20 protein-coding genes and 1 pseudogene are annotated in these 23,117 nt (G+C 71.1%); 11 read left to right on the forward strand and 10 right to left on the reverse strand.

Translation table 11 applies throughout. The features are described 5' to 3' along the window. Positions 1 to 5: 5 nt before the first annotated feature. The 6 genes from KUA19_RS12190 to KUA19_RS12215 all read right to left on the reverse strand — a co-directional run bounded on the left by KUA19_RS12190 (position 6) and on the right by KUA19_RS12215 (position 5,047). A complete protein-coding gene (locus KUA19_RS12190) occupies positions 6 to 449 on the reverse strand; it encodes a DUF6325 family protein (RefSeq protein ID WP_217396298.1) in 444 nt (147 codons plus the stop codon). A 93-nt stretch (positions 450 to 542) separates the two neighbouring features. Then, positions 543 to 2,612 (reverse strand): amylo-alpha-1,6-glucosidase, encoded by a 2,070-nt coding sequence (locus tag KUA19_RS12195; protein ID WP_217396299.1) that lies wholly within the window; start codon positions 2,610 to 2,612, stop codon positions 543 to 545. Between the two features lie 2 nt (positions 2,613 to 2,614). Beyond that, entirely contained in the window at positions 2,615 to 2,983 is a 369-nt protein-coding gene (locus KUA19_RS12200) for an SCP2 sterol-binding domain-containing protein (RefSeq protein WP_217396300.1), read from the reverse strand. Positions 2,984 to 3,093: 110 nt separating this feature from the next. After that, a complete protein-coding gene (locus KUA19_RS12205; RefSeq protein WP_217396301.1) occupies positions 3,094 to 3,546 on the reverse strand; it encodes an Lrp/AsnC family transcriptional regulator in 453 nt (150 codons plus the stop codon). A gap of 10 nt (positions 3,547 to 3,556) precedes the next feature. Further along, positions 3,557 to 4,609 (reverse strand): zinc-dependent alcohol dehydrogenase family protein, encoded by a 1,053-nt coding sequence (locus KUA19_RS12210; protein ID WP_217396302.1) that lies wholly within the window; start codon positions 4,607 to 4,609, stop codon positions 3,557 to 3,559. A gap of 75 nt (positions 4,610 to 4,684) precedes the next feature. Next, positions 4,685 to 5,047 carry a VOC family protein gene (locus KUA19_RS12215; RefSeq protein ID WP_217396303.1) on the reverse strand — a complete coding sequence of 121 codons (363 nt, stop codon included), beginning with the start codon at positions 5,045 to 5,047 and terminating at the stop codon, positions 4,685 to 4,687. Between the two features lie 131 nt (positions 5,048 to 5,178). Between KUA19_RS12215 and KUA19_RS12220 the strand changes: the two genes are divergently transcribed. From KUA19_RS12220 to KUA19_RS12230, 3 genes are all read left to right on the forward strand, one after another. Next, positions 5,179 to 6,234: a LacI family DNA-binding transcriptional regulator gene (locus tag KUA19_RS12220; protein ID WP_217396304.1), complete on the forward strand. Its 1,056-nt coding sequence runs from the start codon at positions 5,179 to 5,181 to the stop codon at positions 6,232 to 6,234. A 184-nt stretch (positions 6,235 to 6,418) separates the two neighbouring features. Continuing rightward, complete coding sequence (locus tag KUA19_RS12225) at positions 6,419 to 7,321, forward strand: helix-turn-helix domain-containing protein (protein WP_217396305.1); 903 nt, start codon at positions 6,419 to 6,421, stop codon at positions 7,319 to 7,321. A gap of 37 nt (positions 7,322 to 7,358) precedes the next feature. Continuing rightward, positions 7,359 to 8,171, forward strand: a complete 813-nt coding sequence (locus KUA19_RS12230) for a dioxygenase family protein (RefSeq protein WP_217396306.1) — start codon at positions 7,359 to 7,361, stop codon at positions 8,169 to 8,171. Between the two features lie 62 nt (positions 8,172 to 8,233). Here KUA19_RS12230 and KUA19_RS12235 read toward each other — a convergent pair whose 3' ends face one another. Further along, positions 8,234 to 9,106 (reverse strand): ATP-grasp domain-containing protein, encoded by an 873-nt coding sequence (locus KUA19_RS12235; RefSeq protein WP_308167432.1) that lies wholly within the window; start codon positions 9,104 to 9,106, stop codon positions 8,234 to 8,236. A gap of 319 nt (positions 9,107 to 9,425) precedes the next feature. Between KUA19_RS12235 and KUA19_RS12240 the strand changes: the two genes are divergently transcribed. Beyond that, positions 9,426 to 12,989, forward strand: coding sequence for a choice-of-anchor D domain-containing protein (locus KUA19_RS12240; RefSeq protein WP_217396307.1), 3,564 nt, complete (start codon positions 9,426 to 9,428; stop codon positions 12,987 to 12,989). 95 nt (positions 12,990 to 13,084) lie between these two features. Then, on the forward strand, positions 13,085 to 13,789 hold the full coding sequence (locus tag KUA19_RS12245; protein WP_217396308.1) for a hypothetical protein: 705 nt from the start codon (positions 13,085 to 13,087) through the stop codon (positions 13,787 to 13,789). A 60-nt stretch (positions 13,790 to 13,849) separates the two neighbouring features. On the opposite strand, the gene KUA19_RS12250 is transcribed toward KUA19_RS12245, so the two are convergent. Continuing rightward, entirely contained in the window at positions 13,850 to 15,256 is a 1,407-nt protein-coding gene (locus KUA19_RS12250; RefSeq protein WP_217396309.1) for an aminopeptidase P family protein, read from the reverse strand. 184 nt (positions 15,257 to 15,440) lie between these two features. Between KUA19_RS12250 and KUA19_RS12255 the strand changes: the two genes are divergently transcribed. The 5 genes from KUA19_RS12255 to KUA19_RS12275 all read left to right on the forward strand — a co-directional run bounded on the left by KUA19_RS12255 (position 15,441) and on the right by KUA19_RS12275 (position 20,725). Beyond that, positions 15,441 to 17,063: an MFS transporter gene (locus tag KUA19_RS12255; protein ID WP_217396310.1), complete on the forward strand. Its 1,623-nt coding sequence runs from the start codon at positions 15,441 to 15,443 to the stop codon at positions 17,061 to 17,063. 101 nt (positions 17,064 to 17,164) lie between these two features. Next, positions 17,165 to 17,410 carry a DUF6289 family protein gene (locus KUA19_RS12260; protein WP_217396311.1) on the forward strand — a complete coding sequence of 82 codons (246 nt, stop codon included), beginning with the start codon at positions 17,165 to 17,167 and terminating at the stop codon, positions 17,408 to 17,410. Positions 17,411 to 17,505: 95 nt separating this feature from the next. Further along, entirely contained in the window at positions 17,506 to 17,832 is a 327-nt protein-coding gene (locus tag KUA19_RS12265) for a Pepco domain-containing protein (protein ID WP_217396312.1), read from the forward strand. Beyond that, positions 17,829 to 20,129: an Hsp70 family protein gene (locus KUA19_RS44510; RefSeq protein WP_217396313.1), complete on the forward strand. Its 2,301-nt coding sequence runs from the start codon at positions 17,829 to 17,831 to the stop codon at positions 20,127 to 20,129. Before KUA19_RS12265 ends, KUA19_RS44510 begins: the two co-directional genes overlap by 4 nt. Before the next feature lie 128 nt (positions 20,130 to 20,257). Then, entirely contained in the window at positions 20,258 to 20,725 is a 468-nt protein-coding gene (locus tag KUA19_RS12275) for a hypothetical protein (RefSeq protein WP_217396314.1), read from the forward strand. 67 nt (positions 20,726 to 20,792) lie between these two features. Here KUA19_RS12275 and KUA19_RS12280 read toward each other — a convergent pair. Further along, positions 20,793 to 21,156, reverse strand: a pseudogene (locus KUA19_RS12280) (ABC transporter permease subunit); the annotation flags it as partial. Positions 21,157 to 21,245: 89 nt separating this feature from the next. Here KUA19_RS12280 and KUA19_RS45280 point away from each other — a divergent pair. After that, positions 21,246 to 22,436, forward strand: a complete 1,191-nt coding sequence (locus KUA19_RS45280; RefSeq protein ID WP_504739740.1) for an Hsp70 family protein — start codon at positions 21,246 to 21,248, stop codon at positions 22,434 to 22,436. A gap of 194 nt (positions 22,437 to 22,630) precedes the next feature. On the opposite strand, the gene KUA19_RS12290 is transcribed toward KUA19_RS45280, so the two are convergent. After that, on the reverse strand, positions 22,631 to 23,117 hold a 487-nt coding region (locus tag KUA19_RS12290; protein WP_217396316.1), incomplete at its 5' end, for a carbohydrate ABC transporter permease.

Here is a 23,117-nt window from a genome sequence, read left to right on the forward strand (position 1 = left end):
TTGGCTCAGGTGCCGATCCCGGTCCCGGATTCGGCCGCGGCGACCAGGGCCTGCACCGGGATCCGCCCGTTCGCGATGACCTGCGCGCCTCCCTTGCGCCAGGCCACGGCCAGCGGCGCGGCCCACGTGTTCTCGTAGATCAGGATGCCCGCCGAGTTGCCCGGCTCGATGACCTCGGCCGCCTCCCGGAACTCCTCCTGACCGAGCAGCCCCGAGGAGGCGCCGACGAACACCTCGAAGTCCTTGGCGCCCGCGGCGTCCATATCCTCGACCTTGACCGCGGTGATCGTGCCGTCGGTCTCCTTGCGGATGAAGGCCAGGTCGAGGATGCGGACGATGCCGCGGTCGACCAGGTCCAGCAGCAGCGGGATCCCCTCGCCGGTCATCCTGTTGCCGGGAAACTCCAGGACCAGGTAGTCGACCGGGCCCATCTCCTCGATGTCTTTCATCTCGCCCCCCGTGGCGTCCGGCGCGCTCACGCCGCCGCGTATCTGCATCGTAGGTCCGCGGCGGCGGTGCCACCGGCGATTCGGTCAGCACGGTCAGCGGCGGAAGGTGCCGAGCTCCCGGCGCAGGTGGCTGGGCGTCTCGACCTTGAACCGGCCGCGCCCGAACGCGTCCACCCGTCCCCACCGGCCGGGGATGTCCAGCAGCTCGATCCGGCCGATGCCCTCGGGCAGAGCCGCATCGACGACCAGGCTGTCGCCCAGCGGCTGCAGGCCGAGCATGGTACGCAGCAGCAGCAGCGGCGCCCCGGTCGACCACGCCTGTGGGCTGCACGCCGTCGGATACTGCACCGGATAGCGGGTCGCCTCGCGCGGATAGCCACCGAACGCCTCCGGCAGCCGTCCGTCGAAGTACTCGGCCGCGTCGAGGATGCCCGCGGCGATCTGCGCCGCCTCCCGCTTGAAGCCGTACCGGCGCAGCCCCCAGGCGATGAACGAGTTGTCGTACGGCCACACCGTGCCCACGTGGTAGCCGATCGGGTTGTACCGCCGCTCCCCCTCGGCCAGCGTGCGCACGCCCCAGCCGGAGAACAGGCGCGGCCCGAGCAGGTGCTTGGCCAGCGCCCTGGCCCGGGGCTTGTCGACGATGCCGCTCCACAGCAGGTGGCCGATGTTGGACGACAACGCGTCGACCTGCCCGCCCTCGGCGTCCAGCGCCAGGGCGTAGTACTGCCCGTCGGCGACCCAGAAGTCGCGGTTGAACCGCTTCTTCAGGTCGGCGGCCTGCCGCTCCAGCTCCTGGGCGTAGTCGGGGTCGCGCCAGATCTCGCGGGCCAGCCGCGCGCCGCGCACCCGGGCGTCGTAGGCGTAGCCCTGCAGCTCGCAGGTGGCGCGCGGGAAGCCCGGCAGGCGGCCGTCGCGGTAGGAGATGGAGTCCCAGGAGTCCTTCCAGCACTGGTTCTCCAGGCCGGTCTTCTCGTTGCGGCGGCGGTACCAGACGTAGCCGTTGCCGAGCAGGTCGGCGTACTCGTGCACCCAGCGCAGCGCGGCGCGCGCCTCGATCTCCAGGTCCTGCACGAGTCGCTTGTCCCCTGTCCAGCGCTCGTACTCGTCGAGCAGCACCACGAACAGGGCGGTGGCGTCGGCGTTGCCGTAATAAGGGGTGTGCGGCTGCTCCAGGAACGCCGCGGTCTCGCCGTAGCGGATCTCGTGCAGGATGCGGCCGGGGTCCTCGTCGCGGAAGTCGTCGAACCGGGTCCCCTGGCGTTCGGCGAGCTCGCGCAGGGTGGTGGCGGCCAGGTCGGGTGCGAACGGCAGGGCCTGCAGGCTGGTGAAGATGCTGTCCCGCCCGAACATGGTCATGAACCACGGCAGCCCGGCGGCGGGCAGAGCTCGCCCACCGGAGGTCAACGGCGAGAAGCGCAGCGCGGCCAGGTCGATGAGGCTGCGGCGGTAGGTGCTGCGCAGCGGCTCCCAGTCGCACTCCAGCCGCGGCGCCTCGGCCAGCCACCGGTCCAGGTCGCCGGCCAGGTCGGGCGGCTCCGCCAGGGCCAGGTTGGCGGGCTTTCCGTTGGCGCCGACCACGGTCGGGGTGACCCGGATCGTGGTGGACCAGTTCTGCTGCGGCTGCAGCCGGACGGTCCAGGTCAGGCCGTGCTCGTCGAGGTCGGCCCGGGGCTGGGCGCTGATGGTGGTGGTGCGGTGGAAGGTCTCGCGCTGGTAGCCGAAGACGAGCTTGTCGCCGTCGACCTTGCGGTAGAGCTTTCCCTTCTTCTTCTGGTCGTTCTTGACGTCGAAGAGGTCGGCGAAGTCTGACCCCGCGTCGATGCGGATCGTGAGGTCGGTCGGGCCGTCGCCGTGGTTGATCACCATGATGGACTCGGTGACCCCAGTGTCGATCGAACGGCTCCGGATCACCGACAGCTTCGCGTCGATGTACACGGTCCCGGTCCCCGGCACGAGGAAATAGGTGGTCTGGAAGTACTGCAGGTCGTCGGTGGACAGCGGGCTGAGGCGCTGACCGTCGACGGTGAGCACCCAGGTGGACAGGAACCGGGTGTCCCAGGAGAACAAACCGGACGGGTCGGCGGAGGTCGCCTCGATGTCGCCGCGCTCGTCGCTGACGACGTAGGTGTTGCCGTTGAGGATGCGTACCTGCGCGGCCATGGTCAGCCTTCCTCTCCGCGGCGGCGGGCGGCCTCGGGCGGCCCGGCGAACATGCGCTGGAACAGCTGCAGCAGCTCGAGGCGCCCGGTGGCGATGACCAGCCCGCGCAGGTACGCCGCGTAGCCGTTGTCCTTGCCAGTGACGATCTTGTCGAACGCGGCCGCGTCGGCCTGCACGATGCAGTCGGCCTTGCCGCCCCGGCGGGACACCGAGATGTCGCCGCGGTTCAGCGTCACCAGCCAGCGCTGCTGCGGCTTGCCCACCGGGCCGATGTCGAATCTGATCGTGCCTTCAGTCCGCCGCAGCAGCGGTTCGTGACCCCGCCTGTTCAGCGCGGCGAAGAACTCCTCGGTCGCCGTCGTCGTCGCCATAGTGATCATCCGCTCCGAGAGCTGTCGCTTATAGGCGCATGCTCCCTGAGCGTACTACCGGTCCGGATCGGTGGTATTTCAATGCGATTTATACCCCGAACCGCCGGGTCTCATTCCTTGAGGTTGATCCGAGGCGCCCGCTGCTCGAATGGGGTCGACAACACCACCGTGGTACGCGTCGTGACATTGGCCGAGGTGCGGATCTCCTGCAGCAGCCGCTCCAGGTCGGCCGGTGAGGCGACCCGGACCAGCAGGATGTAGAAGTCCTCGCCCGCCACCGAGAAGCACGACTCGATCTCCGACAGGTGCGCCAGCCGCTCCGGGGCGTCGTCGGGCTGCGCCGGGTCGAACGGCCGGATCGCCACGAACGCCGTCAGCGGCAGCCCGATCGCCTGGTAGTCGACCCGTGCGCCGTACCCGGTGATCACACCGCGCTGCTCCAGGCGGCGCACCCGCTGGTGCACCGCGGAGACGGAGAGTCCGACCTTCTCGGCCAGGTCCGTGTACGACATCCGCCCGTCGGCGGTCAGGGCCGAAACGATGGCCTGGTCGGTCTCTTCCACGGCGCTCAAGCTACACCGACCCCCCGCCGGGGCGCACCAGCACTTTGAGCGCCTTGCGGTCGTTCATTGCGGCATATCCGCCGGGCACCCCGTCCAGCCCGACGGAGACGTCGAACACCGGGCTCGGGTCCAGCGTGCCCGCCAGCACGTCGGCCAGCAGCTCCGGAATGTACGCCCGCGCCGGGGCCACGCCGCCGCGCAGCGCGATGTTGCGGCCGAACATGTCGCCGATGTCGACCCCGGCCGAGCCGCCGTGCGGCACCCCGACGAACCCGACCGCGCCCCCGTCGCGGGCCACGCCGATGGCGGTGCGCATGGACTGCTCTGTGCCGACCGCCTCGATGACGGCGTGCGCGCCGTGGCCACCGGTCAGCTCGCGTACGGCCGCGACGGCCTCGTCGCCGCGCTCGGCGATCACATCGGTGGCGCCGAACCGGCGCGCCAACGCCGTACGCGCGTCGTGGCGGCCCAGCGCGATGATGCGCTCGGCGCCCAGCCGGTGCGCGGCGAGCACGCCGCACAGCCCGACCGCGCCGTCGCCGACGACCGCGACGGTCGCGCCGGGACGCGCGCCGGCCGCCAGGGCGGCGTGGTGGCCGGTGGACATGACGTCGGACAGCGCGAGGATCTTGACCAGTTCGGCGTCGCCGAGCCCGGACGGCAGCCCGACCAGGGTGCCGTCGGCGTACGGGACGCGCACGGCCTCGCCCTGGCCGCCGTCGGAGCCGGGCTGACCCCAGAAGCCACCATCGGGGCAGGAGGTGTGCAGGCCCTCGCGACAGAACTGGCAGGTGCCGTCCGACCACACGAACGGCGCCACGACCAGCTCGCCCACCTTGACCGTGGTGACGTCGGCGCCCACGGCCTCGACCACGCCCAGGAACTCGTGCCCGATGCGCTGGCCCGGCTGCCTGGTGGCCACCCCCTGGTACGCCCACAGGTCGCTGCCGCAGATGCAGGCGTGCGTCACCCGCACCACGGCATCGGTCGGCTCCCGCAGGGTCGCGTCGGGCACGTCCTCCACCCGGATGTCGTGCGGGGCGTAGATCACCGTAGCGCGCATGTGATCATCGTAGTGGTCGCCGCCGCGCGGGCACGGGCGGACGCGGCCGTGTCCGCGCCGCCGCCCGTGCCGCCGTCAGTGCCGCTCGCGCAGCAGGCAGAACTCGTTGCCCTCCGGGTCGGTGAAGACGGTCAGGTCCTCCTGCTCGCGGACCAGGGTCGCGCCCGCGGCGACGATCTCGGCCCGCTCGTCGTCGTCGGCGACGATGTCGAGGTGGATGCGACCGACCGGCAGCAGGTCCAACGCCGGAGCGATCCACACGTCCGGCTCGGTGCCCGACGGGTCGTGCAGCAGCACCGACTCGCGCTCCGCGAGGCTGCGGTCGGCGAGCTTGGCCGCGTCCTCGTCGACGATGGGCAGCCCGGTGACCAGGCTCCAGAACGGGGCCATGACATAAGGGTCACGACAGTGGATCACGACCGAGGAGATGTACGGCATGGCGCCAACCTAGTGGCAGGTTTGGGTACGGGCGCCATCGGATATCCCGCCCCTTGACATCCTCAGCCGGAGGGGTCTTACCGTAGGTGACCGTTACCGCTTCCGGTACCGGTACCGCAGCGGAGGTGCCCATGCGCACGACCATCGCCGACATCGCGCGGCTGGCCGGGGTGAGCAAGGCGACGGTGTCGCGGGTGCTCAATGCCCGGCCCGATGTCGACCCGGCCACTCAGCAGCGCATCCAGCAGATCATGGCCGAGACCGGGTACGTGCCGAGCTCGCACGCCGTCGACCTGGCCCGCGGCCGGACCCGGGCCCTCGGTGTGCTGACGCCGGACCTGCGCACACCGTGGCTGTCGGAGCTGCTGCACGGCGCCGCCGAGGTGATGCAGGCGGACGGTTACACACTGTCACTGCATCCGGCGGGCGACGGCACCGGCTGGGACCGGTTCGCCGCCCGTGCCGCGGCACAGTCCTTCGACGGGGTGCTCGCGGTGTTCCCCGCCGACACCGCCTCCGAGCTGCGTGTACTCAGCGAGCGCGGGGTGCCGGTGGTGGTCGTGGACGGTCGTAGCGAGTCGACGCTGCCCGCCGTCGCCACCGACCATGCCGACGGCGGACGTCGGGCGGCCGAGCATCTGCTGCTCGCCGGGCGGCTGCGGCTGGCCATGATCACAGGACCTTCCGATCATGTGGCGGTGATGGAGTGCGCCGGCGGGTTCACCGACCGGCTGGCCGCCACCGGGGCGGTGCTGCGGGCCGCCTGCGTCACCGAGGCCGACGGCACCGAACAGGGCGGCTACGACGCGGCGCAGCGGCTGCTGCGGGCCCGGCAGTTCTTCGACGGCCTGTTCGTGCACGGTGACGCGATGGCGGCCGGGGCGCTGCGGGCCCTGCGCGAGGCGGGCCGGTCGGTGCCCGGCGAGGTGGCGGTGATCGGCTTCGACGATCTGCCGCTGGCGGCGTACACGCATCCGGCGCTGACGACGGTGCGGGTGCCCTGGCCGGAACTCGGCGGTACGGCCGCGCGGCTGCTGCTGGACCTGATCGGCGGCGACGTGACCCCGGCCGGGCCGACGCTGCTGCCGACTTCGTTGGTGGTCCGGGCCACGACGCCGCAGGTGGGGCGCATTCCGGGGCAGCGCAGCCGCCGTGCGGCGGGCAAGCCGGTGCTGCCGCGGATGTGACACCCGGCCCGCGGTGCCGTCCTGACCGCCCGGTGCCCGCGGAACCGGTTCCGGGCCACGTTTGCCCGCTGCGGCGGGCCAGGGCAGGCGAGTGGCCGACCCGGCCGCCGGACCGGCGACCGGGTGCGCGATAGGACCGGGTCGGCACTGCCCGCGTCCGGCCGCCGCCGCGCAGGCTCGACATATGTCCCTACCCCTGCACCGCCTCACCGCGACCCAGACACTCACGGTGCCGTTCGCGGTCGACACGTTCGAGGCGCTCGGGCCGCTGTCGCACGCGCCGTTCCCGCACCGGCACACCTTCTATGAGGTGGTCCTGGTCCGGGCGGGCACCGGGACCCACGTGGTCGACCTCGCCGGGTATCCGCTGCGGCCGCCGCACCTGGCGGTCGTCCTGCCAGGACGCACCCACCACTGGCGCGACGCGTCCGCGCTGGAGGGCTGGCTGATCCTGCTCGGCGAGGAGTTCCTGGCCGGCAGCCCGCGCGTACGCGAGCTGCTGCACCGGTTCGGACACCGGCCGTGCGTCAGCCTGGGCCCGGACGCGGGCGAGCACGCCGGCACGATCGTCGCGCGGATGCGCCGGGAGTACGCCTGCCCCGCCGCGGACACCCTGGGCGTGCTTCGGGCGTACCTGCACATCCTGCTGGCGACGGCGGCCCGGCAGGCCGGGGCGCCCGCGCCCGGCGGGGTCGGCGGGCAGCGGGCGCAGCTGGCCAGACGGTTCTGCGACCTGGCCGCACGACCCGGCGGCGGCCTGCGTACGGTCGGCGAGTATGCGGCCGCGCTGGGTGTCTCCGCCGGGCACCTCGGCGACGCGGTGCGCGCGGCCACCGGGCGCACGCCGGGTGACCTGATCCGGCAGGCGTGCGCGGTCGAGGCGATGCGGCTGCTGGCAGGCACCCGGCTGACGGTGGCGCAGGTCGCCCACGAGGTCGGGTTCGTCGACCCGGCGTACTTCTGCCGCTTCTTCCGCAGGCAGACGGGTTCGACCCCGGGTGCTTTCCGCCGCGCCAGCTGTGGCGACGCGGAAAGCACCACGATCACCGGATCTCGTCCATCGAATCACGACGATGTCGGCACCTAGCGTGGCTACGACGGCATCGTTGTGAAGGAGAGTGCTGATGACCGACGACGAACCGCGCCCCGTGGGCGTCACCCGCAAGACCCTGCTGCGCGCCGCCGTGGTGGTGCCCGCGGCGCCGCTGCTGCTGGCGGGCGTACCGGCGCTGGCCCGGACGCCGTCCGGACAACCGCTGACGGCGACCCCGCAGTCGTGTGACGACGACCTGACCCCGCCGCAGCTGGAGGGCCCCTACTTCAAGCCCGGCTCGCCGCTGCGGACCTCGATGCTCGACGGCACCGGCACCCGGCTGACCCTGACCGGGTACGTGGTCGGGCTGGCCTGCCAGCCGATCGCCGGGGTCCTGCTGGACTTCTGGCAGGCCGACAACGCGGGCGCCTACGACAACGTCGGCAACCGCTTCCGTGGCCACCAGCTCACCGACGCGCAGGGGCGGTTCACCCTGACCACCATCGTGCCGGGGCTCTATCCGGGCCGCACCCGCCACATCCATGTGAAGGCGCAGGCGCCGGGCCGCCCGATCCTCACCACGCAGCTGTATTTCCCGAACGAACCCCGCAACAGCACCGACACCCTGTACGACCCGGCGCTGCTGATGACGGTCGGTTCGGCCGGACAGGCCACGTTCGACTTCGTCCTGAACGTGCCTGGTGTGCCGTCGTCGCCCTCCCCGACTCCGACGACGCCACCGAGCCCGACCCCGCCCGGCGGCAGCACGTGGCGACCCGGCGTGGCGTACGCCGTGGGCGCGCAGGTCACCTACGGCGGCGCCGCGTACGTCTGCCAGATCGCGCACACCTCGCTGCCGGGCTGGGAGCCGCCGAACACCCCCGCCCTGTGGCGGCGCCGCTGACGGGCGGCCGGAGCAGCGGCGCAGGCACCACCGCTTCGGGCGCCTGCGCCGCCCGCACCGTCTCAGGTCAGGTTCGCCAGGACCGCCGCCGGATCGGCACCGCGGGGAAGGTCACTGACCTGGCCGTCGCCGACCTCGACGACCCGCCACACGCCGTCGTCGCGCTGCGCCACATCGGTGGTGACGAACCGGGGTCCGAACTCGCGCACCAGCGGCGCGATCGCGTCCAGGTTCGGCTCGGCGGTCAGATCCGGGGTGTCCGGATGCGCGCCGACCAGCACTGGCTGCCCGCTCACCCACCAGACGCGCGCCTCGACGGCTCGGCCGCCGGAGCGCTGAAAAGCCTCGAACCGCCGCACCACGATCCCGCCGGCGAGGAAGTCGTCCTGCAGCTCGACCATGCGGGCGACCACCCGGTATGCGTGCGCGGTGTCGGCCAACTCGGGAATGAAGCAGGCCTCGTCCCACTCGTGCTTGCGCGACTTGACGTAGTCCTTGACCACCGCTGGACCCATCCCCAGTGGGGCGACCAGCGCCGCGACCTCGTCGACCGACGGCGGGACGCCGGGCGGCCAGGGTAGCCAGACGCTGTCCGGAGTGACCGCGGCGAAGTGCGCGTACCAGCCGGGCAGTTCGTGGGCGGCCCGGTAGTCCCCCGGCGGCACGCGCAGTGCGGCACCGCGCCGGGCGAGAGCCGTCGCCAGTTCGGCGTAGTGGTCGGCGGGGATCATCCAGCCGCGATACCAGCATTCGCCGAGTTCGAGCGGAACCCGGCGCACCGCGGCCGTCGCGTCCCCGGCGAGCAGCGCGTCATGGTCGAGCAGCGCCACGGTGCGGCCGAGCTCGCGGATGGCCGCCGCCTCGGCGGCGAAGTGCGGGTCGGGGCGGCGTTCGGCCAGCGGATCGGCGGGCACCAGCAACGCGGAGGCGGTCACCGCCGCATCTTATGCAGCGCAACGCAAGTCCCGATGTTACGTAACCATGCGCAAGCCCATGCATAAATTCGGTCCGGATATTGCGCGCGTGTGTCCAGAGGGTTACGGTCCATCCAGCACCGTCCAACCGCTCCGGTGCGGCAAGCAAACCGTCATCGGCCGAGCCGTTCCCCTGTCCCCCCAGGTCGGCACGGTCGGGGCGGCTGTAATCGCGCCGAGCCGACCGCCCCCGTCGGCGGATGCCGCGCGCCCGGGCACGGGCGCCGGTGCCGCAAACGGTGACGGGCCTCTCGGCACCCGTCCCCGAGAGCGAGCTGTGATGTCCAGACTCTCCTCAGGCACCGGCCGGGCGATCCGCGCCGGTGCCCTCCTGTCCACCGGGCTGCTCGTCGCAGCCGGGATCGTGGCCCTGTCGGCGCAGCCCGCGCTGGCGGCCGCGACCGGCGGCGTCGGCGCGACCCTGCCCTACGTGCAGGTGCAGGCCGAGAACGCCGCCACCAACGGCACGGTGATCGGGCCGACCGCGGCGTACAACACGCTCGCCGCGGAGGCGTCCTACCGCAAGGCGGTGACGCTGTCGGGCTCGGGCAAGTACGTCGAGTTCACCACCCCGGTGACCACGAACTCGATCGTGTTCCGCTACAGCATCCCGGACTCCGGCAGCGGCTCGGTGTACACGGCACCGCTGTCGCTGTACATCAACGGCACCCGGCAGACGAACTTCACCCTGACCAACGCCTACAGCTGGTACTACGGCGGCTACCCCTTCACCAACTCCCCGGGTAGCAACCCGCACCACTTCTACGACGACGTCAACCGGCTGTTCGGCACGACCTACCCGGTGGGTACGAAGTTCAAGCTGCAGGTGGACTCGGACTCGACGGCCTCGTCGTACACGATCGACTTCGCCGACTTCGAGAACGTGGCCGGGCCGCTGTCGCAGCCCGCCGGATCGGTCTCGATCACCAGCAAGGGCGCCGACCCGACCGGTGTCGCCGACTCCACCTCGGCGATGAACTCCGCGATCGCCTCGGCGGGCGCGGGCGGCACGGTGTGGATCCCGCAGGGCACGTTCAAGATCCTGGGGCACATCGCGGTCAACAACGTGACCATCAAGGGCGCGGGCATGTGGCACTCGCGCACCACCGGTGACCGCATCGGCTTCTACGGCAACTACCCGCCGACGCCGAGCAGCAACGTGCACCTGGCCGACTTCGCGATCTTCGGCAACGTGCAGGAGCGCAACGACGGCGACCAGGTCAACGGCATCGGCGGCGCGATGAGCAACTCCACCGTGGACCGGGTGTGGATCGAGCACACCAAGGTCGGCGCGTGGATGGACGGCCCGTTCAACAACCTGGTGTTCAGCGGGATGCGGCTGCGCAACTACACCGCCGACGGCATCAACTTCCACAACGGCGTCACCAACTCCAAGGTCACCAACAGCGACGTGCGCAACGCCGGTGACGACGCGCTGGCCATGTGGGCGGAGAGCAACGCCGACTCGGGCAACAGCTTCGACCACAACACCGTGCAGTACCCGATCCTGGCCAACGGCATCGCGATCTACGGCGGCCACGACAACTTCGTGACCGACAACCGGGTCATCGACTCCGGCCTGACCCAGGGTGGCGGCATCCACGTCGCGCAGCGGTTCGCCTCCACCACGCTGGGCCGCACCGACGTGCTGCGCAACACCATCATCCGCTCGGGCGCGCTGGACCCGAACTGGAACTTCGGCGTGGGCGCGCTGTGGTTCGACGCCCGTGACGGCGCCATGACCGGCCTGACCAACGTCGACAACATCCTGATCCAGCAGAGCCCGTTCGAGGCGATCCAGTTCGTCTCGGGTTCGAACATCACCAACGTGAAGATCAACAACGCCACGATCCAGAACACCGGCACCTGGGTGGTCCAGGAGCAGGTCGGCGGCTCGGCGACGATCACCAACAGCACCGCCACCGGCACCGGGGCCCCGGCCGCGGTCTACAACTGCGGCGTCGGGTTCACCCTCACCGACGGCGGCGGCAACTCCGGCATCTTCGGCTCCACCGGCTGCAGCAACATCACCAACCCGGCGTTCCCGCCCTACCTGCCCGACAACGGGTCGGCGATCTCGGTGAGCCCCAGCGCACTCGGCTTCGGCTCGGTCGCCACCGGCACCACCACCGCCGCGCAGGCCGTCACGGTCACCAACACCGGCACGGCCGCCGCGCCGGTGACCTCGATCGCCACCTCCGGTGACTTCGCGCAGACCAACACCTGCGGCAGCAGCATCGCCGCGGGCGCCTCCTGCACCGTCAACGTCACGTTCACCCCGACCGCCGCGGGTAACCGCACCGGCAACCTGACCGTGGTCGCCGCGGGCGTCACCAGCACCGTGCCGCTGTCGGGCACCGGTGTGGCGCCGGGGCCGATCCTGACCGCCAACCCGTCCGCGCTGACCTTCCCCGCCACCACCGTCGGCAGCCAGTCGGCGACCCAGACGGTGACTGTCACCAACAGCGGCACCACCACCGCGACCGTGTCGGCGGTCAGCACCAGCGGCGACTTCAGCCAGACCAACACCTGTGGCAGCGTCGCCGTCGGCGCGAGCTGCACGGTCACGGTCCGGTTCGCCCCGACCACGTCGGGCGCCCGCACCGGCACGCTCACCGTCACCAGCAACGCCAACAACAGCCCAACCACGGTCAGCCTCTCCGGCAGCGGCGTCGGCGCCGACACCAACATCGCCCTGGGCCGCCCGGCCACCGCCAGCAGCCAGGTCAACGGGGTGCAGACCCCGAACCTGGTCACCGACGGCAACGCCGACACCTACTGGGAGAGCGTCAACAACGCGTTCCCGCAGTGGGTGCAGACCGACCTCGGCGCCGCGACCAGCATCAACAAGGTGACCCTCAAGCTGCCGCCGGCGGCGGCGTGGGCCACCCGGACGCAGACGCTGTCGGTGCAGACCAGCACCAACGGCAGCTCGTTCAGCACGGTCGCGTCGGGCACGTATACGTTCAACCCGGCCACGGGCAACGCCGCCACGATCACCTTCACGGCGACCAGCGCGCAGTACGTCCGGATCAACATCACGGCCAACTCCGGCTGGCCCGCCGGGCAGCTGTCCGAGCTGGAGGTCTACCCCAGCGGCGGCAACCCGCCCACCTCGGCGACGCTGAGCACCAACCCATCCTCGCTCACCTTCGCCAGCCAGGCCCTGAACACCACCAGCGCCGCGCAGGCGGTCACGGTGACCAACACCGGCAACGCCGCCGCGGCGATCTCGGCGGTATCGGTCAGCGGTGACTACCTGCAGACCAACACCTGCGGCAGCTCGCTGGCCGCCGGCGCGTCCTGCACCGTCAACGTCAGCTTCCGGCCGACCGCCTCGGGCACCCGCACCGGCACGCTGACCATCACCAGCAACGCCACCAACAGCCCGACCACGGTCGCGCTGACGGGCACCGGGGCCGGGGCGGTCGCCACCAACCTGGCCGCGGGCAAGCCCACCAGCGAGTCCAGCCACACCCAGGTGTACGGCTCGGGCAACGTCACCGACGCCGACCAGAACACCTACTGGGAGAGCAACAACAACGCGTTCCCGCAGTGGGTGCAGGTCGACCTCGGTTCGGCGCAGTCGGCCGGCAAGGTCGTGCTGCAACTGCCCGCCTCGTGGGGCGCGCGCAGCCAGACGCTGTCGATCCTTGGCAGCACCGACGGCAGCAACTTCAGCACGGTGAAGGCGTCGGCGGCGTACACGTTCAACCCGTCGAGCAACAACACCGTGACCATCACCTTCACCGCGACCACCCAGCGCTACTTCCGGCTGAACATCACGGCGAACACCGTCTGGCCCGCGGGCCAGATCTCCGGCTTCCAGGTCTGGAACTTCTGACCACGGATCGCTGACACGCGGGGCCGCCGGGCATCGACCGGCGGCCCCGCCCGCGTGTACCGCACGAATGGCGGCCGGTCACTACGATGCCGGGCGTGCCGCCCACCTCACCGCCTGCCGTGGCCGAGCCAAGCATTCCGGGCCGGGCGAAGCTTCTCGCGATCGTGGTCTTTCTCAGCCTTCTCGCCGCCATGATCGGGCTCGTCGAGCTGGTCTTCCCGGGCAACGACTGGCGCCACGTCAAGTTCTGGGGCATCCCGGTCGCGGTGCTCTACTGGCCGCTGGCGCGACACGTCATGCGGCGGGTCTACGGCGAGCGGCGCATGGCGGCCGACAAGCGGCTCGACGCGGCTCGGGAGGTGAGGTACCGCCGCTGGTTCTTCCGGTACTTCATGCCTCCGATGGCGCTGGTCTTCGCGATCCTCGGCGGGATCGACGCGGGACCGGCGTGGCAGGCGTGGCACGGCCAGGGCCGCCCCGGCTGGGCGGTCACCGAGGAGCGCACCTGCAACAGGACCTGTTCCTGGACCGGCACGTTCCGCAGCGACGACGGCGCCGTGGACCGTGCCGGTGTCTGGATCTGGGATCCCCCGGCGCAGGTGCGCGCCGGCGATCGGATCCGTGCGGTCGACACCGGTGACCGCACGGCCGTGTTCGAGGCGTCCGGCGGCGGCGCACGCGAGCAGTGGTGGTTCGCCACGCTGCTCGTCGGCGGCGCAGCGGCCTACCTGGCCTGGTGGCTGGGCTGGATCACCGGCTTCTGGCGGATCCTGTTCCGCGAGGGTGACGACCTGTGCTGAGCCCCGGTCCGGGTCCGCGACCCGCCCGACGATCCAGCTCGGCGCCGTACGCGCCGCAGGTCACGACGCCACCCGGTGCATCCAGGACTCGACGTCGTCGGCCGTGCGGGGCAGGTCGGCGGACAGCATCCGGTAGCCGGTGTCGGTGATGAGCAGGTCCTCCTCGATGCGGAAGCCGTACCCGCGCAACTCCGCCGGGATGAGCGCGTCGTCGGGCTGGAAGTAGATGCCCGGTTCGACGGTGAGCACGTGCCCTGGAGTCAGACGCCCGTCGAGGTAGTGGTCGGCGCGGGCGGCGGCGCAGTCGTGCACGTCCAGCCCCAGCATGTGGCCGGAGCCGCACAGCGTCCAGCGGCGGTACAGGCCGCTGTCCTCGTCCAGGGCCTGCTCGGCCGAGCACGGCAGGATGCCCAGGTCGGCCAGGCCGTAGGCGAAGACCCGCATCGCGGCCCGGTGGAAGTCCCGGTAGGCGGCCCCCGGCACCAACGCGGCCAGGGCGGCGTCGTTGGCGGCGCGGCACAGCTCGTACAGGTCGCGCTGCAGCGGGGTGAACCGGCCGGAGATCGGCAGCACCCGGGTGATGTCGGCGGTGTACAGGTCGCGGGTCTCCACCCCGGCGTCCAGCAGCAGCAACTCGCCGTCGCGGACCGGGCCGTCGTTGTCGATCCAGTGCAGCGTCGCGGCGTGGGCCCCGGCGGCCACGATCGAGTGGTAGCCGACCTCGTTGCCCTCCAGCCGGGCCCGCTGCCAGAACACGCCTTCGAGCAGGCGTTCGGAAGTGGCCTTGGCCTGCGGCAGGGCCCGCACCACGTCCTCGAAGCCCCGGGTCGTGATCGCCACGGCCTGCTCCAGCTGCCCGATCTCCCAGGCGTCCTTGATCAGGCGCAGCTCGGCCAGCACCGCCCTGAGTTCGGCGTCGGCCGAGGCGGGGGCGACCAGGGCGTCGACCTCGGCGTCGAGCCCGCGCAGGACCAACGTCGGGGTGTCGGGCTTGAGCGCCGCGGCCAGCTCGGCCAGGTGGCGGGTGGCAAGTCCCAGGCGGCGGGCGCTCTCCCCCAGCGTGGCGCGGCGCCCGGCCCACAGCTCGCCGTAGCGGCGGTCGCGGAAGAACTCGCCGTTGTCGCGGGCCGAGCGGGGGCGCAGGTAGAGGGTGCTGTCGCCGTCGGGTTCGAGCACGAACACGCCGTCGCTGGACTGGTCGCCGGTCAACCAGACGTAGGCCGAGTGCGGGCGGAAGCGGTAGTCCTGGTCGTTGGAGCGCGGCTTGAAGCCGCCCGCCGGGACCACGATCCGGTGCCCGGGGAACGCCTGGTGCAGCCGCCTGCGCCGCGCCGGGGTCCACGCCGCGACCTCGGCGGCGGGCAGGTCGTGGTGCTCGGAGTCGAGCCAGCCCGTACGCATGAACTCTTCCAGGGCCGCCGACACGGGCAGATCGTGACTGCCGGTGTGGAACTTCTGCTCCGCCATGGGCTGCTCCTACCTCTCGCCGTCGAGTCGAGCAGACATTACCGGATCGCCATGTGGTCCTTACCAACCTGTCCCGCGACGGACGACCGCCGGGGCGTTACCGGGGCCATCCCGGCGAACCGCGTACCCCGACGCGGTCGGTCGGGGACGCTGACAGTGGATCGCCAGCGGAAGGGAGCAGCCCATGGCCGTCGTCCCGCAGCCACCCGCGCGCGGTGCGGGCATGGTGCTCGCCACGCTGGCCTGTGGCCAGTTCCTGATGACGCTCGACAGCTCGGTCATGAACGTGTCCATCGCGACCGTGGCCGAGGACGTGGGCACCGACGTCACCGGCATCCAGACCGCCATCACGCTGTACACCCTGGTGATGGCGGCATTCATGATCACCGGTGGCAGGATCGGCAAGATCATGGGGTACAAGCGCGCGTTCGCGCTGGGCTGCGTGATCTACGGATGCGGGTCACTGCTGACCGCGCTCGCCCCCACCCTGGTGATCCTCCTGATCGGCTGGTCGGTGCTGGAGGGCCTCGGCGCGGCGCTGATCCTGCCCGCGATCGTCGCGCTGGTCGCCACCAACTTTCCCCGATCCCAGCGCCCGCGCGCCTACGGCCTGGTCGCGGCGGCCGGGGCCATCGCCGTCGCGGTCGGCCCGCTGGTCGGCGGCACACTGACCACGTACGCGTCCTGGCGGTGGGTGTTCGCCGGGGAGGTGGTGGTGGTCCTGGCCATCCTGGCCCTCACCCGCCGGTTGGCCGACCTGCCACCCGACCGCCAGACCAAGCTCGACCTGGGCGGCACCGGCCTGTGCGCGCTCGGCCTCGGCCTGATCGTGTACGGCGTGCTGCACGGCGGTGTATGGGGCTTCGTAAACCCCAAGCCGACCGGGCCCGCCTGGTTGGGCCTGTCGCCGGTGCTCTGGCTGGTGCTCGCCGGAGGCGCCGTGCTGCTGGCCTTCCTGAGCCGCGAACGGACCCGCCGCGACCGCGGCCGCCCGGTGCTGCTGGACCCGGCGATGCTGGACAACCGGGTGCTGCGGGCCGGGCTGACCGCGTTCGGCTTCCAGTACCTGCTGCAGGCGGGCCTGTTCTTCACCGTGCCGCTGTTCCTGTCCGTGGCGCTCGGGCTGTCGGCGGTGGCGACCGGGGTCAGGATCCTGCCGCTGTCGCTGGCGCTGCTGGTGACCGCGATCGGCGTACCGCGGTTCCTGCCCCGCGCCTCACCACGGAAGGTGGCCCGGGTCGGTTTCGCCACGCTGCTGGCGGGCCTGGTGACGCTGGCGGCCGCGTTGCAGTCCGGCGCCGGAGCCGAGATCGTGACCCTGCCGCTGGTGCTGGCCGGGCTGGGCATCGGCTCGCTGGCCTCGCAACTCGGCGCCGTCACCGTGTCGGCCGAGCCTGACGAGCGCAGTGCCGAGGTGGGTGGTCTGCAGAACACGATGACCAACCTGGGCGCCTCCATCGGCACCGCGCTGGCCGGCGCGGTGCTCATCGGCGGGCTGACCGCGTCGCTGCTCACCGGGATCACGGGCAACCCGGCGGTGCCCCCGGACCTGTCCGCTCAGGCCGAGGTGGAGCTGTCCGCGGGCGTGCCGTTCCTGTCCGACGCACAACTCGAAGCCGCGCTCGGCGCGGCGGGTGTGCCGCCGGAGACCGCGGCGGCGGTGCTGGCCGAGAACGAACAGGCCCGACTGGCGGGCCTGCGGGCCGCGCTGGGCCTGCTGTCGTTGATCGCGCTGGCGGCGCTGTTCTGCTGCCGGAAGCTCCCCGACCGACCGCCGACGGCCGACGCGCCAGCCGGATCCGAATGAGCCGCCGCTGCCGGTTGCGCGGCAAAGCGCATCCTAAATAGACTTACCGATCGATGCACACCTATGTGTAGGTGTGCGGCCGCGATTATCGAGGAGCAACCATGCGCCGTATGGCCCGCCGCGCCGCCCTGCTGACCGCAGCCGCGTGCGCCCTGGTCACCGTCACCACCGCTGCCCCCGCCGCGGCAATCCCGCCCGCCGGCCCGAACCAGAGCGTCACCTTCACCTACTACTCCAGCGCAGCCAAGACGACCGTGGTCGGCGAGTGGTCGTACGGCTACTGCGGAGAGCCGTTCCAGTGGGGCCGCAAGACCTCGTACTCGACTTTTGTGATCATCAACTGCTGACCGGCGCGCGGCCCGGTCCGTAGCGGCGGACCGGGCCGCGCCAGCCGCACTCGGTGGCGGGTCCAGTCCGGACCGGGCGTAATACACTGCGCCGCATGAACCCCTCCCCCGGCGGCACGCTCTCGGTCATCACCGTCGACGGCACTCCCGTGGACGGCGAGAAGGGTCTCTTCTCCGCCGCGCGCAAGGCGGCCGCCCACGTCGGCGTGCTGGATGCCGGGGTGCTGGCCGGGAACCTGTCCGCGGTCTGCGACCAGCTCGGGCAGCTGGTCGCGGCGGCCGAGACGGCCCGGGGCGGCTACGAGCTGGAGTCCTTCGAGGTGTCGCTGGACGTCTCCGCCTCCGGCGAGGTGCGCATGATCGGGTCGGTGTCCAGCGAGATCCGGGGCGGCATCACGCTGACCTTCCGGCGACGCGGGTGAACACCGCGATCGTCGTCGGGTGCTCATCGTACGAGGACCCGGACATCGCGCCGCTGCGCTTCGCCGCCCGCGACGCCCAGGCGGTGGCGCGGGTGCTGCGCGACAGCTGCGACGTGCCCGCCGAGCGGCTCGTGCTGATGCACGACGAGGCCGCCGACCCGTGGCTGCGCCCGACCAAGTCGAACATCCTGCGCCAGCTGGTACGGGCCCGGGACCTGACCGCCGACGGCATCCTCTACTTCTTCTTCAGCGGCCACGGCATCCAGTCCCGGTCGGGCACGCAGTTTCTGCTGCCGCTGGACTGCGTCTCCGACGAGATCGAGGACACCGCGCTGCCGTTCGACCGGGTCGTGCAGCACCTGGGGCGGGCCGACGCGCCGCACACGGTGCTGATGCTCGACGCCTGCCGCAACGTGGTGGAGGGTGGCAAGTCCGCGGGCGGGGCCGGGCAGGTCGACATCGCCGCGCTGTGCCCGTCCGGGGTGGTGTCGCTGTGCTCCTGCCAGCCCGGGCGGGTCTCGTACGAGGCCGAGGCGCTGCAGTCGGGGATCTTCTCCGCCGCGCTGTGCGAGGCCCTCAGCGACATCGGCCGCTGCCGGACGGTGCACGAACTCGACACGTACCTGGCCCGGCGGGTGCCGGAACTGGCCGTGGCACACGGCAAGCCGCGGCAGACGCCGTTCTCGCGGGTGGAGCCGCTGGGCGTGCAGCACCTGGAACTGGTATCTCCGTCGCGGGGCGGCGCCTGGGCGGCGGCCACGCCGTTGGGCGTGGAGGTCCGGACCCGGCGAGTGCCGCCGGTCCCTCGGGCCCGGCCGAGCAGCATGGTCGCGGTCGACTTCGGCACGTCGTACTCGCTGGTCGCCGCGCTGGACACCGACGGCAAGCCGCTCGTGCTGCCCGGACCCGACAACCGGTTGGTGGTCCCGTCGGTGGTGCACCTGCTGCCCGGCTCCGACTACGTGGTCGGCGCGGCGGCGGTGGAGGCGGAGCGGTTCCGGCCGGAGGCGACCATCCGGCACGCCAAGCGGCGCCTGGGCACCGACCGGGGGTACACGGTCGACGGCCGCTCGATCAGTCCGGAGCTGGCCGCCAGCCTGATCCTGCGATCGCTGCGCCGCAACGCCGAGGAGGCGCTCGGCATACCGGTCACGCGATGCGTCGCCTCCTATCCGGCCAACTTCAGCCGGGCCCAGCTCGCGGCGCTGCGGGAGGCGTTCCGGCTCGCCGAGTGGGACGCCGTGCGGTTCGTCGGCGAACCGAACCTGGCCGGGATGGTCACCGACGCGGCGGAGGAGGACCAGATCCTGGTCGTCGACCTCGGCGGCGGCACGTTCGACGTGGCACTGGTGGATTATCTGCACGGTATCGCCGAGCTCAGGTCGTCGGTCGGCAGCCAGTTCATCGGCGGCCTCGACTTCGACGAGGCGCTGTTCGACTACGCCGTCGACCAACTGCGCGGCCGCCACGGCTACCACGGCGAGCTGACGCCGGAGATCGAGGCCCTGATCCGGCGGGAGGCCGAACGGGCCAAGCGCGAACTCGGCCGGCAGGAGTCGGCGACCATGCTGCTGACCGACCTGCCCGACGGGCAGCAGGGCTACCGTGACGTCAGCATCGGCATCGACCGGCCCACGTTCCGGCTGCTGACACAGCACATGACGGCCGGCATCCGGACGAAGATCCGCGAGGCGCTGCGGTACGCGGCCCCGGATTCGCCGAAACCGTCGGTCTTCCTCGCGGGCCAGGGCGGGCGCATCTTCACCGTCCAGGAGGTCCTGGCCGAGTTCGATCTGGTCCAGGCGGGCGGCGGATCGCCGGAGACGGCTGTGGTCCGCGGCGGGGCGGTGCAGGCCGGGGTGCTGACCGGGGAGGTCGGTGACGTGCTGCTGCTGAACGTCCTGCACTACGGTGTCGCCCTCGGTTGCGCGTACGTCGCTCATCCCGACAACGACGAGGACTTCACGGTCGTCGACGCCGAACCGGTCCACAACCGTCAGCAGCTGACGGTCATCGAGGCGCAGACCACGATCCCCACCAAGCGCAGCGAGGCAGTTCGACTTTCCAACGGCGCCGGCCGCACCCACACACTGGAGGTGTACGAGTTGCTGTCCGGCGAACGCCAGCTGATGGAGCGCCGGGAGGTCACCTCCGCCACCGGGCACGTCGAGGTGGTGGTCGACATCGACGCGAACTCGATCGTCCGGATCGAGGTCGCCGATGTCTTACGGGCAGATGTCATCGCCCGGCGGAAGCAGATACGTCGAGAGGCCGAGAATCAGCGGAAGCGGACGTGATGGTCGGCCGAGCCGGGGCAGCGGCCGTTGACCAAGATCTCTAATCTGTGCGCATGACTGACCCCACCGTCACCTCCGCGCCCGCTCCGGCACCACCACCGGCTCCCGGCGAAGACCGCAAGCCCCTCATGATCGTCGCGGCCATTCTCGGGGCCGCCGTGATCGTCGGCGGACCCGCGCTCGTCGCCGACCTCGGGACCGGCCGCCGTTGGCTGGTGGTGCTCGGGCTGCTGCTGGCCTTCACCGGTCTGACCTTGGCCGGCATCCGAACGGCCGACCTGCGCCTGTTTGCCGGAGGCGGCCTGGCAATCCTCATCGGAACCGTGGCGTTGGCGCTGACCCCGCCGTCAGTGGTCGCGCTCGGCAACAACACATCGAAGGTCACGTACCGGACCGGAGCCGACCGTACCGACACGCTGTGCGGACGGATCTCGTCGAAGGACGCCGACTTCCTGTCGATTACGATCATGGTGGAGCCGACCGGTCCAGGCGCGCATGAGGTGGACCGGAACGGCGACCTGGTCAAGCACGAGGTCGGGGTTCAGTTGCCCATCGCCTCGCTCATCGTGATCGAGGACGTCGACTCCTGCGAGTAGGCGAGGGCCGGGCCCGGTGTGACAGCCGGGCCCAGGCCCAGCGGTCAGCTCTTGACCGAACCGGCCATGAGGCCGCCCCCGCCAGGGCGTTCAGTGCGATCGCGATCGGCCCGTTGCGCGTGTTCGACATGAAGATCGCGAACAGGTAGTCGTTCCACGACGAGGTGAACTGCCAGATCACGGTGACCACGAAGCCGGGGATCGAAATCGGCAGGAAGCGAACGGAACGTGCGCAGCAGCCCGGCACCGTCCATCATGCCCGCCTCGATCAGCTCCTCCGGCACCACGGTCGCGTAGTAGTTCCGGAAGATCAGCGTGCAGATCGGGATGCCGTACACGGTGTGCACGAAGATCAGCGTCGGGATGCCGGGGGCGACACCCAGCCACAGCACCACCTCGCGCAGCGGGATCATGACCGCCTGGTACGGGATGTTGCACTTCCTGCCCGGGTCGGACTACCTGGTCGGCGCGGCGGCAGTGGAGGCGGAGCGGTTCCGGACCGAGACGACCCTCTGGCACGTTGAGCGTCGGGGAGCCGAACCTCGCCGCGCTGGTCACCACCCCCGCTGACGAGCAGGAGGTCCTCGTGGTCGACCTCGGCGGCGGCACGTTCGACGTGGCGCTGATGGACTGCATGCGCATCGACGACGAAAGGTCGCTCGCCGAGCTCAAGTCGTCGGTCGGCAGCCAGTTCATCGGCGGCCTCGACTTCGACGAGGCGCTGTTCGACTACGCCGTCGACCAGCTACGGGCCCGCCACGGCTACCCCCGTGGTGCCCGCACGCGTGCTCATTTTCCACACTCGCCCTTACCCGACTGCGGTGGAGCTCGGTGGTCAGGTCTCGATTCGGTCACGGGGCGGACAGCGGCCGAGGTCGAATGCTCTCATTGCGTACAGCCGGGGAGTTCGAGAACGGTTGCGGGGCAATACCTCGCGCGACCTTTCCGACGTCCCCGCGACCCGGGCCGGCCCCGTCGGAGACCGCCGACCGGTTCGACCGGCACCACCCACACCACACGGGGAGACACTTTGTCACGCTCGCTCACCACTGGACGCTTGGCCCGATTCGCACCGCTGACCCTGGCCCTGACCGCGCTCGCCGTGGTCGTAGCCTTCACGCCGGCCACAGGGGCCTCGCGCCCGGCCACGGCTCCCCGCCCGGTCGCCCAGGTCACGGTCCAGATCCCCATCACGACCTGGACCACCGTCGCGAGCCTGTACCCCAGCCAGTCGAACTGGACCACCAACCGGGATGCGATCCGCGTCGGCCGTGACAGCACCACCGGCAGCGGCAACGTCTGGCGTGCCCTCATGCAGGCTGACATCGGCCAATTGCAGGGCAAGACGATCGTGAACGCCTCGATCCTCGGGCAGCTCTTCCACACCTGGAGCTGCAACCCCAGCCCCGTGCAGCTGTGGTCGCTGAACACCCACCTCACCGCAGGGACGCCGGTCACCTGGACCAACTCGCAGTCCTACTGGAGCCAGATCCGGGACACGCGCAGCGCGGTCTCGTACCCCACCGGTTGCGCCGGCCCGGTGGCCCTGCAGTTCCAGTCGACCGGCCTGATCAACGACCTGGTCTCCAATCTGAACGCCAACAAGCTGTACTACTCCTTCGGCCTGCGGGCGCAGACCGAGACCGACAGCAACAGCTGGAAGAAGTTCACGTCGGACAGCTTCATCCTGCAGGTGACGTACGAGCAGTGACCGCTGCCGTGAACCGGGCGAGGCTGCCTGCCCCAGTGGGGCCGGCAGCCTCGCCCAGGATGCTGCCACTGCTGGAGACCTTCATCGCCGGCGGGGATACCCGCAGCGGTGAGTGATGCGGTCGGCGCGTCAGGGAGGGAAGTGAAGAAGGGCCCTCTACATCGCATTGCGAGGGAAACGGCCCTTCTTCACTGTCAGCTCTTGACCGAACCCGCCATGAGGCCGCCGATGAACCACCGGCCGAGCAGGATGTACACCAGCAGCGTCGGCAGCGACGTGATCAGCGCCCCGGCCATGGACGCCGCGTAGTCCGGTGACTGCGCCCCCGCCAGGGCGTTCAGTGCGATGGTGATCGGCCCGTTGCGCGTGTTCGACATGAAGATCGCGAACAGGTAGTCGTTCCACGACGAGGTGAACTGCCAGATCACGGTGACCACGAAGCCGGGGATCGAGATCGGCAGGATCAGCGAACGGAACGTGCGCAGCAGCCCGGCGCCGTCCATCATGCCCGCCTCGATCAGCTCCTCCGGCACCACGGTCGCGTAGTAGTTGCGGAAGATCAGCGTGCAGATCGGGATGCCGTACACGGTGTGCACGAAGATCAGCGTCGGGATGCCGGGGGCGACACCCAGCCACAGCACCACCTCGCGCAGCGGGATCATGACCGCCTGGTACGGGATG

This window comes from Catellatospora tritici (assembly GCF_019083965.1).
GTDB lineage: Bacteria > Actinomycetota > Actinomycetes > Mycobacteriales > Micromonosporaceae > Catellatospora > Catellatospora tritici.

Coding starts and splice junctions, on each gene's coding strand:
- KUA19_RS12275 (WP_217396314.1), top strand. CDS start 20,258: ATGATCGTCGCGGCCATTCTCGGGGCCGCCGTGATCGTCGGCGGACCC.
- KUA19_RS12200 (WP_217396300.1), bottom strand. CDS start 2,983: ATGGCGACGACGACGGCGACCGAGGAGTTCTTCGCCGCGCTGAACAGG.
- KUA19_RS12230 (WP_217396306.1), top strand. CDS start 7,359: ATGACCGACGACGAACCGCGCCCCGTGGGCGTCACCCGCAAGACCCTG.
- KUA19_RS12210 (WP_217396302.1), bottom strand. CDS start 4,609: ATGCGCGCTACGGTGATCTACGCCCCGCACGACATCCGGGTGGAGGAC.
- KUA19_RS12255 (WP_217396310.1), top strand. CDS start 15,441: ATGGCCGTCGTCCCGCAGCCACCCGCGCGCGGTGCGGGCATGGTGCTC.
- KUA19_RS12250 (WP_217396309.1), bottom strand. CDS start 15,256: ATGGCGGAGCAGAAGTTCCACACCGGCAGTCACGATCTGCCCGTGTCG.
- KUA19_RS12195 (WP_217396299.1), bottom strand. CDS start 2,612: ATGGCCGCGCAGGTACGCATCCTCAACGGCAACACCTACGTCGTCAGC.
- KUA19_RS12215 (WP_217396303.1), bottom strand. CDS start 5,047: ATGCCGTACATCTCCTCGGTCGTGATCCACTGTCGTGACCCTTATGTC.
- KUA19_RS12225 (WP_217396305.1), top strand. CDS start 6,419: ATGTCCCTACCCCTGCACCGCCTCACCGCGACCCAGACACTCACGGTG.
- KUA19_RS12260 (WP_217396311.1), top strand. CDS start 17,165: ATGCGCCGTATGGCCCGCCGCGCCGCCCTGCTGACCGCAGCCGCGTGC.
- KUA19_RS12240 (WP_217396307.1), top strand. CDS start 9,426: ATGTCCAGACTCTCCTCAGGCACCGGCCGGGCGATCCGCGCCGGTGCC.
- KUA19_RS12190 (WP_217396298.1), bottom strand. CDS start 449: ATGAAAGACATCGAGGAGATGGGCCCGGTCGACTACCTGGTCCTGGAG.
- KUA19_RS12265 (WP_217396312.1), top strand. CDS start 17,506: ATGAACCCCTCCCCCGGCGGCACGCTCTCGGTCATCACCGTCGACGGC.
- KUA19_RS12220 (WP_217396304.1), top strand. CDS start 5,179: ATGCGCACGACCATCGCCGACATCGCGCGGCTGGCCGGGGTGAGCAAG.